Below are 12,381 nucleotides of genomic sequence, written 5' to 3' on the forward strand. Positions count from 1 at the left end.
GATCACCCGCCCGCGCACGATGACGGTGTCGATATCGCGGCTCATCGGGCGGCCTCCGGGTCCATGGGTTCACCCGCGAGCAAGCGGGACAGATCCTCCACCAGGGCGGGCGGTGGCATCCAGTCGAAAACGCCCGCGCCGTCCGGGGTGTCGGGGCCGATCATGCCGCGCACGAACAGGTAGCGGATACCGCCGAGGTGCTGGGCCGGATCGTAGCCGGGCAGCCGCCAGCGCAGATACCGGTGCAGGGCAACCGAATACAGGATCGCCTGCAACGGGTAGTGCGAGCGCATCATCTCCGCGGCCATGCGCTCGTGGGTGTAGTGCGCGACGGTGAGGTCGCCGGTGCCCAGGCGGTTGGTCTTGTAGTCGACCACCACGAAACGCGGTCCGGGAATGCGCAATACGGCGTCGATACTGCCGGTGAGGAAGCCGCGCAGCGGGGTGTCGTCCAGATGTTCGAGCTGATCCGCGTAGGGGATGAAGACATCGCCGGGCGGGAGGTGCCTGCGCAGCAGTCCGGCGATCTGCGGCACGCTCACCCGGGTGGCGGTGGGCTGGTCGCCGCCCGCGAGCGGCAGTTCGAAATCGAGTTCGCTGAGCCGGTCGCGCGCGGAAATCCCCGCCAGGGAACCGAATCCGATGGGCGTGTGCATGACGGCGAGCAGGGCGTTCGCGAGCACTTCGGGATCGGCGTCGAACATCTGCTCGGCAACCGCGTGCGTACAGCGGGCGCGCATCTCGGCGGCCAGATCGGCGGCGTCGGTGTCGACGTACTCCAGGATCTCGTGCACCAGGGTGCCGAATTCCGCGCCGTAGGGCAGCGTGTTCATGAGTGACGGTGCGGCCGTGGTGAATACGTCCAGGTCCTCGGCGAGCACGCTCGGGGTGGCCGGTTCATCGGCGACGCCGCCGCCGTCGGGCTGATCACCGACCGGCATGGCGTCGTGCGCTCCGGCGGTGAGCGCCGAGTACGAGGTGCGCCGCCAATCCTGATCCAGATGGCGGTGGAAGCGCGCCACGGCCAGGTCCTGCGCGGTGGTGGCGGTGTGATCGCGGGGCAGCCGGGCGCGGCGGATCTCGTGCACCGGTTCGATGGCGATGACGCCGGGTTCGGCGGTGCTCGCCCACTCCGAGATGCGGTTCAGCACCATCGCATCGGCGGGTACCGCGACCTTGTCCGCCACGGCCGGGCTGCCGGGTTCGCGGCCCAGGATCATGCGGTGCAGGGGTGCGGTCTGGGTGTCGAAGGCGGGTGCCCACCAGGCCACCACCTGTGCGCCCGCGCGGGTCAGCGCCACGTACAGCAGGCGCAGTTCCTCGGCGGCCTCCTCCGCTTCGGCGCGCGGTTTGCGCGTGTTGTAGCCGGAGGCGTCCGGACCGCCCACATCCAGCACGCGGCGGCCCTGGTCATCGTGGAAGAGCAGGGTCTGCGGATTGCGGATCTTGGCGGCATCCCATGCGAAAGGCAGGTAGACGACCGGGAATTCGAGTCCCTTACTGGCGTGCACGGTGGCGATCTGCACGGCCGCCGCGTCCCGGTCCAGGCGGCGGCTGCGATCGGCCACACTGCCCGATGCCGGATCGCGGACCCGATCGGCGAGCCAGCGGGTGAGCGCGCTCAGGCCCAAACCCTCACGCAGCGCGGCATCGTCGAGCAGCTGGGCGATATGGCGCAGATCGGTGAGCTGGCGTTCACCGCCCTCCAATCCGAGCAGGCGCGGTGCGAGTCTCGTTTCCGCGCTCATCTTCTCGAACACGGCCGCGAATCCGGCGCGAGCGAACAGCCGGGCCGAATCGCGCAGTTCGGCACTGAGCCGTCCCACCAGATCCGCACCGCCGGAATCGATCTCCTCGGCGGCGAGCCCGAGCAGCGCGGTACCGGCGGCCAGGCGCACCCGGTCGGCGCGATGCGGCTGCTCCAAAGCGTGCAGCACCCACAGCCACTGGGTCGCCGACGGCGTGCCGAAAACGCTCGCACCGCCCGCCAGCACCGAGGCCACCCCGGCGAGTTCGAGTTCCTTGCGCACCATGTCGAGCTGGTTCCGATTGCGCACCAGCACCGCGATATCGCCCGGGCCGAGCGGCCTTTCACCATCGGCGTCGATGGTGGTGCCGGATTCCAGCAGTCGCACGATATCGGCCGCCACATCGGTGGCCACGCGTTCACGCTGGCGGCCGACGGTCGGATAGCCGGAACGATTGAGCGGTCCGGCCCCGGTGCGCGGTAAACACCTGAGCCGGAAGGGAATCACCGCTTCGGGCTCGCCGGTCAGCCTGCTGTACGGCCGGGTCGCGGCCACCGTGTGCACGGTGATCTCCTTATGCCCCAGGGCCGCTCCGCCGTGCAGATGCTCCAGCGCCGCCAGCAGTCCGGCATCGCTGCGCCGGTTGGTGGTCAGTTCGCGCCGAGAGTCCGCGTGCGCCACCGCATCCAGATAGCTGAGCACCTCCGCGCCCCGGAAGGCGTAGATCGCCTGTTTGGGGTCACCGACCAGCACCAGCGTGGTGTGCCCGTGGAAAGCGCGCCGCAGAATGTCCCACTGCAACGGATCGGTGTCCTGGAACTCGTCCACCAGCGCCACCCGGAATCGATCCCGGATGCGCTGACAGGCGCGCGGGCCGTGCTCGGCGTCGGCGAGCACATCGTGCAGCAGCACCAGCAGATCGTCGAAATCGCGCAGTCCCGAAAGCTGTTTGCGCCGTGCGGTTTCCGCGCGCGCGGCCGCCGCGAACGCGACCCGCTCCCCCGCCGGATCGAGTTCGGACTCGACCTCGGGCACCAGCATGGCGGCCCCGTCGTGCACGGCCGCGGCCGCCAGCCGCTGCGCGTCGGCCGGACTGAACGGCGGCAGCTCGCGCGCGTACCGGCTCAGGTACAGATCATCGGCGACGGTGGACACCACCTCGTCGACATTCTCGACCAGCCGGACCCCCGGATCCTGCTCCCCCGCCAGCCCCAGCTCATCGAGCATGCGCTGGCAGAAACTGTGCGTGGTGGCGATGGTCCCCGCGTCGAAATCCGACAGCGCCGCCAGCAGCCGCTCCCGGCGCGCCGCCACCTCCGCCGGATTCGCCTGCGCCAGATGCCGAATCAGCTCATCACCGGTGGCCTGCGCCCGCTCCGGTTCCGCCAGCGCCGCCGCCACCGAGACGAACCGATCCCGCGTCCGCTCGCGCAACTCCTGGGTGGCCGCCCGACTGAACGTCACCAGCAGCAATTCCGAGATATCGACCCCGGCCTCGGCGACGAACCGCACCGCCAAACCCACGATGGCATAGGTCTTCCCGGTACCGGCGCTGGCCTCCAGCACCGTGGTCCCCACCGGCAGCGGCCCGGTCAGCTGAAACCCACTCCCCGAATCCTCCTGCTCACCACTGACATTCGGCACCGGATCGGTGACATTGTCGGCGGCCCAGAGTCCTTCGCTCTGCGACGGCGGGGCATCCGCGTCGACCTCCGTCTCGTCAGCCGCACCGCCGGTCATCGCACCCGAACGCGCGGTGGGCGCATCGGGGGTGATGTCCGCGCCCAGGGTGAACAGGTCCACGCCGTCGTCGCCCACCGGATCCGGGTGGGAGTCGCCACCCGCGGAGTCGTCGCGGTGACGGGCTCGGGTGACCGCCGGGCGGACGGACAGGTCCGGATCGGTGAGCGAGAACAGGTCGTCGGTCATCCGCGCCTTTCGCATTCGGGGCCGGATTGTGGGGCCGGGCGGTGGATCGTCATGGCTGGCCTTGATTCTCGTTGCTGAGCAACGGATTCCAGAGACGGCGCGCCAGTTCACCGAAACGAGTCGGTTCGGCTTCCATCGCGGTGGGGGCGGTGGTGAGCGATTCGGTGAGCTGATGGAAGCGCGGGGTGGGGCCCAGGACGTAGCGCAGATAGCGGTCGGTGTGTTCGCCGTAGCGGCCGGGACCGTCCTTCCCACCGTCGAATTCGTGTTCGGCGGCGAGCAGGGCATCCTCGGCGGAGGAGCCCTGGCAGCGGCGCTCGGCATAGGCCGCAGAGGCCGCGGGGGCGATGGGCAGCGCCTCGGCCAGGCCCTCGTCTCGCAGTGCCGCCAGATCGCGCAGCAGCAGGCGGGCGGCATGCGCGTTGGGCGCGACGAGCGTGGATTGCCATGCGGGCCGCGACATCTTCCCGCGGCCAATGGTGATGGCCCGCCAGCTCTGATGGTCGCCGGTGGCGGCGAGCGCGAGCAGCCGCACCCAGGCCGCTATCCGGTGTTTGGGCGCGAGCCGGGAGAAGGTGGTGCGCAACAGCGCGTCATCGTGCACATCGGGGACGGTGCCGGTGAGGCGGCGGCCGTCTCCCAGATCGACCGCGATATCGACGGTGCGGGAGGGGATTTCGTGTAGCGGCTGCGCCACCCGCACCAGGCGGTCGACGGTGTTCTCCACATCGTCGAGCACGGCCGCGCCGAGCGCGAACGGCGGCAGCGAGCCGCGCCGCCATTCGGCCGCGCGCAGCGCGTTGGGGTCCACCCCGGTGAGCCGGGCGGACAGCATGCGTTCGCCCATACCCCATTTGGTGAGCCCGTCCAGCTCGATGGGCAGCCGGTCGGCGATCTCCTCCTCGCTCTCGGGGACGCGAATCCCCAAGCGCTGCCACAGGAACGCCCGAATCGGATGTTCGGCGAAGGACACCAGATCGGCCAGTTCCACATCCCCGCGTTCGGTCGCGGGCAGTGCGGCGGCCAGGAACGGCGGGCGCGCGGCGGGCGGGCGCTGGGCCGCGAGCGCACCGGCGAGCGCGACACCGTCGAAGCTGAACGGCTTTTCGGGATCGAAATTGCGACGGTCGAAGGGCTGCAAGGGATGTCGCATGACGACGTGCTCGAGCCCGGCGGGACCGACGTGCGCGCGCACGGTGTCCAGGAGTTCGGCCAGCGGAATCGCGGGCGGCCGATGCGCACCGGTCACCGGATCGGATCCGGTGTGCAGCAGCACGAGTCGCTCCCCCGCCGCCATGATGGCGTCCAGCAGCAGCTGCCGGTCCTCACTGCGCGGATCGCGATCGCCCGGGCAGCGATGCCGCGCCAGCACATCGTCACCGTCCACGCCGCCGGTGCGCGGGAACACCTCGTCATCGAGCCCGAGCAGCACCACCACCCGATGCGGTACCGACCGCATGGGCACCATGGTGCACACGGTCAGCTCACCGGTGCGGAAGTTGGCCCGCGAGGGCCGTCCGGCCAGCCTGGCGGCCAGTAGTGCGGCGATATCGGTGAGCCGCAAGGGAATCTGCCCGGCGTGCTCGGTGGCGGCGGCCAGTTCCCGGCGCGCCTGCACACCCTGCCAACCCTGGGTCAGCGGCACATCGGTCAGCAGATCCAGCGCTCGCCCGAGCACCGAAGCCCATTCCGACGCGGGCCGTGCGGATCCGGCCGGTTCCTCGAGGGTCGGCCCGCGCAGATCCCGCAGGCAGACCGCCAGCCGGTCCACGAATTCCGCGAAGCGCCCGGCCAGATCGATGTCATTGCTGTCGACATCGTCCAGCGGCAGCACCAGATCCAGCCAGTCCTCAGTGGATTCACCGGCCGCCACACCCAGCAGAATGCGGTCCACCGCCGCGTTGAGCGTGTTCTGCGCGAAATCGCCCAGCCCGAACGCCTGTCGCTGCCGCTGCCCGATCCCCCAGCGCGCCCCGGTCTCGGCGGCCCAATCGCGCAATCGCTCGATATCGTCTTCGTCGAAACCGCAGCGCAGCCGAACCGGTTCCGTCGCAGCCAGATCCAGCACCTCGGTGACAGTGACGCGCCCGTCGGCCAGCTCCAGCAGCGTGGCGATCACATCGAGCAGCGGGTTCACCGCCCGCTGGGCGCGATCGGCCAGCCGCACCCGCAATCCGTGCGCCGGATGCCCCGGCGCGGATCCGTCCAGGGACCACTGCCCGAACGCCGCGCGCACCAGCGGCGCGTAGCTCTCCACATCCGGGCACATGACGATCACATCGCGCGGCTCCAAAGTCGGGTCGGCGCTGAACAATCCGAGCAGCGCATCCCGCAGCACCTCCACCTGCCGAGCCGGGCCGTGACAGGAGTGCACCATGACGCTGCCGTCGGCCAGCGCCGGTTCCGGCATGAGCGACCACCGGTCCTGCCGGATGGCGGCCTGCAATTCGGTCAGCAGCGTGCGCGGCGTAATCGGCTCCAGCCGCGAATCGGCCGCACCCGCAGGCGAATCCGGCGTACCGGACAGCTGCGTCCGCGGATCCGACATCCCCGACCGGTGCGGCTCCGGGGCGGGGTGGTAGGTATCGATGTGGTCGTAGCCCGCGAGCCGCTGCTGCAATTCCCGCACATCCCGGCCCAATGCCGCGAGCAGCGGATGCCGCACCCGCACACCGGAATTCGGGATCACCTCGGCATCGGCGAGTTTGGTCCACAGCGCCGGGCTCGGATGCACCAGCCACAGGTGCACGCCCCGCCCGGCGGACAGCGCGGACAGCACCTCGAGCTGATCGGTGGTCAATCGGGTCACCCCGAACAGCGAGAGGCGATCGGGCAGTGACACCACGGCCGGATCGGTTCGCAGGCGCGCGCACGCGTCCGAAAGTCGTTCGGCCGGAGAGGGTTCCCCGACTGCCGCGCGCAGTCGCCGCCACAGTTGCGGCTGCCAGAGCAGATCCTCGGGCAGCGGATGCCCGGCACCGTCGGTATCGGAACCGGCCGCCCAGTCCGTGATCATGCCGGGCCGCTGCGTGGCGTAACCCGCGAACAATTCCGCGATCCGCGCCGCCGTCGCATACCGCCGCCCGACCCGATGCCCGCCCGCGTCACCATTGCCGAGATGCCGTGCCAGCACGGCACTCCAGGGCTCGGACAGCACCTCGTCCAGCACCGGCAGCAGCGTCCACACCACGCGCTCGCCCGCCCACGGATCATCCTCGGGCACCCAGCCCGTCGCCTCGGCCAGCACCCGCGCCACCAGCGCGGCCGGATCCGCGAAATCGATATTGGCCGCGACCCCGTCGGCGTGCGCGGCGCTGCCGAGCACCACCCCGAGGCGCTGCTGCAACCAGCGCTCGATGCCCTTGGCCGGAACGGCTACCACTTCCGGGGTGAACGGATCGCCGAGCGGTGCGGCGAGCAGCTCGGCCAGCGCGTCGGCGAGTGTGTCCGCACGCTCGGCCCGGTGAATGTGCACGACCTGTGTTTATACAGTCAGCGAACGACATGCAATCACCGGGTCCCTCGGCTCGCCGGGTGACACCTGCCACACGCCGGAGATTAGCTAGGGCGCGTCACCCCGAAATTCGAGTGTGGTATGCGACAGTGCTTTTCGGGGAGGTCGATTGTGCTGTGAGGAAAGGCTGGTTGCGTCGATGTCTGCGTCGGTGATTCCCATGATCCCGAGGCGCGGGTTCACTGTCCGGCGGGTCGGAGAACGCTGGGAGCTGGTGAATTCCCGCTGCTACGGGCGCACCGTGGTACTCGCGTCGTGGGCCCGGGATCAGCATGCCGAGGCATTCGCGCACTGCTATCGCCTCAACGGTCGCAGTGTCGAGGAACTGTCCGCCGCATTCCGCTGAGCACCCCTTTCGCACGGCGTGTCCGCCCGCCTTGCGGCGCAAGGCAATCCGGCGCGCCGAAGCGAAATTCGAAACCCGCTGTGACAGCGGGTTTTCCATAGCACAGCCAGTCAATCCACTCAAGACGTGCACATCGGGCATTGTGATGTCTATTGTTTCCCACCGTGCGTTCTCCGATGGCCCGGAACTCCCGTGTGGCCGCCTCCGCTTGCGTCCTCGCCGCCGCTGCCCTGATTCCCGCTGCGCCGGTATTCCTCCCCTCCGCCGCCGCGCGGCCCGTACTCGCGCAGGGCTGCCTGCCGGGATTCGACTGCGATTTGAGTAATCGCATCGCGTCGGTCGACAACTATCTCGCGGGCAGACCCGGTATCACCGGATATGTGGTGCGCGACCGCGTCTCCGGCGGTATCTACCGGAACGCGAACTCGGACAACATGTTCTGGACCGCCTCCACCATCAAACTGGCGATCGCGGAGGATCTGCTGAATCGCGCCCGCATCGGCGCGATCGTGCTGGACCCGGGCGACCGCTCGCTGATGGAGTCCATGCTGGCAACCTCCAACGACAATGCCGCCGACATCCTGTGGAACAAGTTCGCAGGTCTGGACCGTATGGCGTTCAACAACGCCTTCCGCGCCAACGGTATGGCCGGGCTCGTCCCGCTGCAGCCGAGCACCTCCCTGGAGCAGATGAAACTGTTCCCGGACTGGGGCTTCCAGCAGTGCTCACCGTCCGATCTGGACCGGCTGATGGATAACGTGCTCACCCGCATGCATCCGGACGATCGCGCCTACCTGGTGGACCGCATGCGCCGCGTCGACACCAATCAGCACTGGGGCGTCTGGGGCGCGGGCGCGGCCATGCAACCCGGTCTCAAGAACGGCTGGTCCGATGAACAGGGCGGCTGGGTGGTCAACTCGGTCGGCTTCGCCGGACCCGGTGAGCGCTACACGCTGGCCATCATGACCGAACAGGGTCCGAACGGTAGCTACACCGACGGATCCGAGACCACCACCCGGGTGGCGCAACTGCTGTTCGCGGGTCGATGAGCTGAACCGGCGACCATCGCACTACCCTTGACGTGAGAAGTGTCGTAGTTTCACCGTCTGGCTAGGAGCAGGGACTAGATGAACGCCGATAATTCCGTCGCACAGCGCCACCGCGTGGTGGTGATCGGGTCCGGGTTCGGCGGCCTCTTCGCTTGCAAGCACCTGCGGAAGGCCGACGTCGACATCACGCTCATCTCCAAGACCTCCACCCACCTGTTCCAGCCGCTGCTGTACCAGGTGGCCACCGGCATTCTGTCGGTCGGTGAGATCGCGCCCGCCACCCGCATCGTGCTGCGCAAACAGCAGAACGTGCGGGTGATCATGGGTGAGGTCGACGAAATCGACGTCAAGGGTGGGACGGTGACCTCGCGCCTGCTCAACCAGGACACCGTCACTCCCTTCGACAGCCTCATCGTCGCCGCGGGCGCGCAGCAGTCGTACTTCGGCAACGATCAGTTCGCGACCTACGCGCCCGGTATGAAGACCATCGACGACGCGCTCGAATTGCGCGCGCGCATCCTGGGCTCGTTCGAAGAGGCCGAACTGGCCAAGGATCAGGAGACCCGCGACCGCTTCATGACCTTTGTGGTCGTGGGCGCGGGCCCCACCGGCGTCGAATTGGCCGGGCAGATCGCCGAACTCGCGGACCGCACCCTCGATGGCACCTTCCGCAATATCGACACCCGCGACGCCCGCGTGATCCTGGTCGAGGGCGCGGGCGCGGTGCTCGCGCCGATGGGCCCCAAGCTCGGCGGTAAGGCGCATCAGCGGCTGGAGAAGATGGGCGTGGAGATCCAGCTCAACGCCATCGTCACCAATGTCGACGCGCGCGGAGTCACCATCAAGGACGGCGACGGCACCCGGCGCATCGAATCCGCGTGCAAGGTGTGGTCGGCCGGTGTGCAGGCAAGCGGACTCGGCAAGATCCTGGCCGAGAATTCCGAGGGCACCGAGACGGACCGGGCCGGGCGCGTGATCGTGGAACCCGATCTGACCATCAAGGGCTACCCCAACGTCTTCGTGGTCGGCGACCTCATGTCGGTACCGGGCGTGCCCGGACAGGCGCAGGGCGCGATCCAGGGCGGCACCTACGCCGCCAAGGCCATCAAGGCGGGCCTGGCCGGTCACGAACCCGCGGAACGCAAGCCGTTCAAGTACTTCGACAAGGGCTCGATGGCCACGGTGTCGCGGTTCTACGCGGTCTGCCAGGTCGGCAAGCTCGAGTTCAGCGGTTTCCTGGCGTGGCTGGCCTGGCTCGGGCTGCACCTGTATTACCTGGTCGGTTTCCGCAGCCGGTTCGTCACCGTGCTGGAGTGGTTCACCTCGTTCCTGGGCCGGCATCGCGGTCAGATGGCCGCCACCGAACAGTGGGTGTTCGCGCGGCTGGCCCTGGAAGCGCTCGATAATCCGGATGACGCGCGCGAGCTCGCCAAGCAGATCGGCGGCGAATCCGCTTCGGAGAACGGCAAATCCGTAGCGAACGTCAAGGACGCGGCCGCCTCGTAACGACACGCTGGCGGGCGGCGATGCCGCCGCGCCACGCAGGGATGCCCTGACCGGGCGGCACCGGGACCAATCCGGCATGCCGTCCGGATCCGAATGTCCGACATCTGTCGACATTCGAATCGGAAAGGTCATCCATGGGCAAACGCCAACCGGCTGATCAAGTTTCACCGCGCCGCCGCCGTCTCGGGTCGCTTGCCATCGCGGGAGCACTCCCGCTGGTAGCCGCCCTGTCCACCGCCGGAACCGCTGTGGCGGATCCGGCGAGCACCGAGGACAACCAGTCCACGGTCGTGGAGAAGCAGCCCGGCACCGACGCACAGCCCGGTCTCGTTCTCGACTCACCGTTCGGACAGCTCTCGGTTCCGGTCCCCCCGATGATGTCGGACGAGACCAAGCCCGAGGCCAAGCCGACCGCGGGCGAAGCGGGTTCCTCCGCCGAAGCCGCACCGGTGCTCGAGACCGAGGGCGTAGAAACGGTCACCGCGCCCGCACCCGTCGTCCGGGTCGGCCGCAATTCCTCCACCGGCGTGCGCGATATCCCCAATGGCCCCGTCGCGGCGGTGGACATGCAGGGTCTGCGCATGCCGAACCCGGCCCTCGCGGCCGATGTCGCGCCGATCGCGGCGCCGGAAGGCAAGCTGCGTTTCGGCGATACCGTGATCGACATCCCGTCGTTCCTCACCCCCGAGCAGGCCGCTCAGGTCAATGAGCTCTCCGCGGGCGCGGAGGCCAACCTGGCGCGCACGCTCGATTCGGCCGGCTTCGAGCCGAGCCGGTCGGATCGCATCGCCGCGCAGACGGTCGGCACCGCCGCCGTCGGCGCCGCGGTGGGCGTCGGTGTGGCCGCGCCCGCCGAGATCGCCGGTGCGGTCATGGGCGGGTTCATCGGGGCCATGGCGGGCACGCCGTTCGCACCGGCCGGTTGGGTCTTCGGCCCGGCCATCGGCGCGACCGCGGCGGTCTCCCTGATCGCGATTCCCGCGGCCACCGTAGGCGCGAGCATCGGTGCGGCGGTGGGCATGGCCAATGGCGTGCTCGCGCCCGCGACCGGTCCCGCGGCAACGGTGGACCAGCCCGCGGCCTCCGCCGACGATGCCGGAGCAGCTATCAGCGAGTGATAGCCGTTTTGCCGGGGCCGGAATCCATCAACTGGGATTCCGGCCCCGTTCTCGTGAATACGCAAGCAAATAGCTAACTTTCGGCAATGCGGACGTTCTACGCGAGTACGAAATCCGACCAATCCGGTTGACCGACGGGTCCGAATGTCGGGCGTCGATGTTCCCCCGAGCAAGAAAGGTCGTGAATTGGCCGCAGGCAAGCACAGAGCCCTCAACCCGCATCGCAATAAAGTCGGAAACGTGGTGGCGGCGGGCGCCGTTCCGCTAGTCATGGCGATCGTCGGAACCGGAGCCGCGAATGCCGCACCGGTGCAAACTGATCCGGTCGCGCAGCACGATGGCGCGGCTGCCCAGTGGCCCGCCGCCGATGCGCCCAACGTGATGCCGTACGAGGGCCTGCAGATTCCCGGTGACACCAAGAGCTCCATCCAGTGGTCGCGTCAGGCCCCGGACAAGAGCTATCTTGCGCCCGTCGGCGCACTGCACGCACCGATGCCGGTGCCCGCGGTGCCCCCGATCGCACCGCCCGCCGGTAAGTTCCGGTTCGGCGATGTGATCGTCGACGCGCCGAACTGGATCGATAGCGAGCAGGCGATCCAGATCAATGACAACTCCGCTCAGACCGAGGCGAATCTCGCGACGTTCCTCGATTCGATCGGGTTGGAGCGCAGCCGTTCCGACCGCATCGCCGGCCAGACCGTCGGCACCGCGGCCATGGGAGCGGTAGCGGGTGCGAGCGCATCAATGCCGATCGCTCTCACCTCGGCGACCGTCGGCGCGGCCCTGGGCCTCGTGGTCGGACTGCCGTTGTTCCCGGTCGGCCTGGTGGCCGGACCCGCGGCGGGCGCCGCGGCCGGTGCCGCGGTGATCGCACTGCCCGCAGCCGCGGCCGGTGCCGCGGTGGGTGCCGTGGTCGGCGCCGTGAACGCGTTCAACGCTCCACCGCGCGTCGTCGCGAACTGAGTTCGGTTCGCCGACAGGCTTTTCGCGCAACAGTGTGCACGGCGGGAACCAGGGGTGAGGTCTGGTTCCCGCTGTTGCGCGTCGATCCCCATCCAACCGGAAAGAATGGAGTGCCCGCATGTTTCGCTTCTTCGGACACCGCATCAGCGCCGACTGGATTTTCGCGCTGCTGAATCTCGACTCGTTCGCCTCGGCACTGCGGCCCTGA

General features: G+C 68.9%; 7 protein-coding genes. 5 read left to right on the forward strand and 2 right to left on the reverse strand.

Translation table 11 applies throughout. The features are described from left to right. Positions 1-41 precede the first annotated feature (41 nt). Both ACFC0O_RS41070 and recC read right to left on the reverse strand, forming a co-directional pair. Positions 42-3,677 (reverse strand): UvrD-helicase domain-containing protein, encoded by a 3,636-nt coding sequence (locus tag ACFC0O_RS41070; protein WP_375967647.1) that lies wholly within the window; start codon positions 3,675-3,677, stop codon positions 42-44. A 49-nt stretch (positions 3,678-3,726) separates the two neighbouring features. Continuing rightward, positions 3,727-7,152 carry an exodeoxyribonuclease V subunit gamma gene (gene recC, locus ACFC0O_RS41075; RefSeq protein WP_375967649.1) on the reverse strand — a complete coding sequence of 1,142 codons (3,426 nt, stop codon included), beginning with the start codon at positions 7,150-7,152 and terminating at the stop codon, positions 3,727-3,729. Positions 7,153-7,351: 199 nt separating this feature from the next. Here recC and ACFC0O_RS41080 point away from each other — a divergent pair, with 199 nt between their 5' ends. From ACFC0O_RS41080 to ACFC0O_RS41100, 5 genes are all read left to right on the forward strand, one after another. Next, positions 7,352-7,537 carry a hypothetical protein gene (locus ACFC0O_RS41080; RefSeq protein ID WP_375967651.1) on the forward strand — a complete coding sequence of 62 codons (186 nt, stop codon included), beginning with the start codon at positions 7,352-7,354 and terminating at the stop codon, positions 7,535-7,537. Between the two features lie 194 nt (positions 7,538-7,731). Beyond that, positions 7,732-8,586 carry a tat pathway signal sequence gene (locus ACFC0O_RS41085; RefSeq protein WP_375967652.1) on the forward strand — a complete coding sequence of 285 codons (855 nt, stop codon included), beginning with the start codon at positions 7,732-7,734 and terminating at the stop codon, positions 8,584-8,586. Positions 8,587-8,664: 78 nt separating this feature from the next. Next, entirely contained in the window at positions 8,665-10,092 is a 1,428-nt protein-coding gene (locus tag ACFC0O_RS41090; protein WP_375967654.1) for an NAD(P)/FAD-dependent oxidoreductase, read from the forward strand. 134 nt (positions 10,093-10,226) lie between these two features. Continuing rightward, complete coding sequence (locus ACFC0O_RS41095; protein ID WP_375967655.1) at positions 10,227-11,210, forward strand: hypothetical protein; 984 nt, start codon at positions 10,227-10,229, stop codon at positions 11,208-11,210. A 270-nt stretch (positions 11,211-11,480) separates the two neighbouring features. Next, positions 11,481-12,173, forward strand: a complete 693-nt coding sequence (locus ACFC0O_RS41100; protein ID WP_375967656.1) for a hypothetical protein — start codon at positions 11,481-11,483, stop codon at positions 12,171-12,173. The last annotated feature ends 208 nt before the right edge of the window (positions 12,174-12,381 follow it).

The sequence above is a fragment of the Nocardia sp. NPDC056100 genome (genome assembly GCF_042266325.1).
GTDB lineage: Bacteria > Actinomycetota > Actinomycetes > Mycobacteriales > Mycobacteriaceae > Nocardia.

Excerpts from the sequence above, each read along its gene's own strand:
- ACFC0O_RS41090 (WP_375967654.1), top strand. The coding sequence starts at position 8,665 with ATGAACGCCGATAATTCCGTCGCACAGCGCCACCGCGTGGTGGTGATC.
- ACFC0O_RS41070 (WP_375967647.1), bottom strand. The coding sequence starts at position 3,677 with ATGACCGACGACCTGTTCTCGCTCACCGATCCGGACCTGTCCGTCCGC.
- ACFC0O_RS41080 (WP_375967651.1), top strand. The coding sequence starts at position 7,352 with ATGATCCCGAGGCGCGGGTTCACTGTCCGGCGGGTCGGAGAACGCTGG.
- ACFC0O_RS41100 (WP_375967656.1), top strand. The coding sequence starts at position 11,481 with ATGGCGATCGTCGGAACCGGAGCCGCGAATGCCGCACCGGTGCAAACT.
- ACFC0O_RS41095 (WP_375967655.1), top strand. The coding sequence starts at position 10,227 with ATGGGCAAACGCCAACCGGCTGATCAAGTTTCACCGCGCCGCCGCCGT.